Source organism: Streptomyces palmae (genome assembly GCF_004684805.1).
GTDB classification, from domain to species: Bacteria; Actinomycetota; Actinomycetes; order Streptomycetales; family Streptomycetaceae; genus Streptomyces; species Streptomyces palmae.
The window spans coordinates 1-1166 of sequence record NZ_SRID01000707.1 but is presented as its reverse complement, the minus strand read 5'-3'; the positions used below and the strand labels follow the sequence as shown (position 1 = coordinate 1166).

General features: G+C 74.5%; 2 protein-coding genes. Both read left to right on the top strand.

The window, feature by feature from the left end; all coding sequences use genetic code 11:
• The first annotated feature begins 201 nt into the window (after positions 1–201).
• A complete protein-coding gene (locus E4099_RS32215) occupies positions 202–813 on the top strand; it encodes a hypothetical protein (protein WP_135342617.1) in 612 nt (203 codons plus the stop codon).
• A gap of 28 nt (positions 814–841) precedes the next feature.
• Entirely contained in the window at positions 842–1132 is a 291-nt protein-coding gene (locus E4099_RS32210; RefSeq protein ID WP_135342616.1) for a hypothetical protein, read from the top strand.
• Positions 1133–1166: the final 34 nt, after the last annotated feature.

The following is a 1166-nucleotide window of genomic DNA, read 5'->3' as shown; positions in this document are numbered from 1 at the left end:
GCCCTCACGGGGGATGGGGGAGGGAGCCAGCTCGCGGCAGGGCACGGTGGCGGGGGCCACGCTCTGACGGGGGATGGAGGAGCGAGCCATATCGCCGCCGGGCACGGCGGGGCTGGCCAGGTCGCCGCCGGACACGGGGCCGGCGCGTCCGGGCATGCCGCGGCCGGTCACGGCGCCGCCTCCCAGCACGTGGCGGCACACATGTCGCAGCTCGCCACGCCGAGCGGTGTCGCGCAGGTACCGCACGGTGTGGCGCAGACCGGCAGCCTGGCCGCCGGCACCGCGGGAACCGCGCACGCCGGCACGGCGATCGTGGCGGGCGCGGCGGTCGCCAAGGGGGCCTCGCTGCTCACCGTGATCCTCGCGGTGGTCGCCGCGGTGGCGGCCGTGGCCATCGGTGGAATCGCGTACCAGCAGAAGCACCAGGACGGGTCGGGCAGCGACGCCTCCTCGTCGTCGACCCAGGAGCCCACGGACCTCGCGGGGGCGTGGCAGGACTCCCAGGGCAACGCGTTCAAGATCGTCGCGGCCGGGCCCGGCTCGTATGTGTTCCGAGTCGTGCCGCCCTGCAGCGGAACCAGCTCCGGAGAAACCGTGCAGGTCACGGGCAGCGGCGGCAGCTACCGCGGCTCGGCGCCGGTGTTCGACCAGAACAGCGCGGACTGCGGCGCGGTGCTCACCCACACCGACTTCACCATCACCGTCGCAGCGGACGGCGCCAGCGCGAGCTATGAGCCCGCCGCGCCGCCGGACCTCCAGGGCGAATGCCACAACTGCGGCCCGCAGACCTGGACCCGCCTCTCGTACCCGTGATCGGCCACACCCCGAAGGAGTACGCACGATGCCACCCACACCAGGCGACCAGATCTCCATCCGGATCGGCGGCGACGCGTCCGCCCCCGTGGTGGCCGGCCACCGCAACCAGGTCGAGGTCCACCAGTCACCGCCGGCCGAACAGCCCGGCCCGCCGGAGCAGCCGGGGGCCGCTGGGGAGGCGGCCACCCAGCCGGCGCGGCCGGCCGGCTCGACCCGGATGACCAACACCGCGAACGACCAGGCGAGCGTCTTCAGCGTGATGAACGGCGAACTGCACATCCACCACGCGCAGCCCCCGACCACCCCCGAAGACTGAGCCTCCGCCCAGCCACCCAGCCGCCCCCACGAGC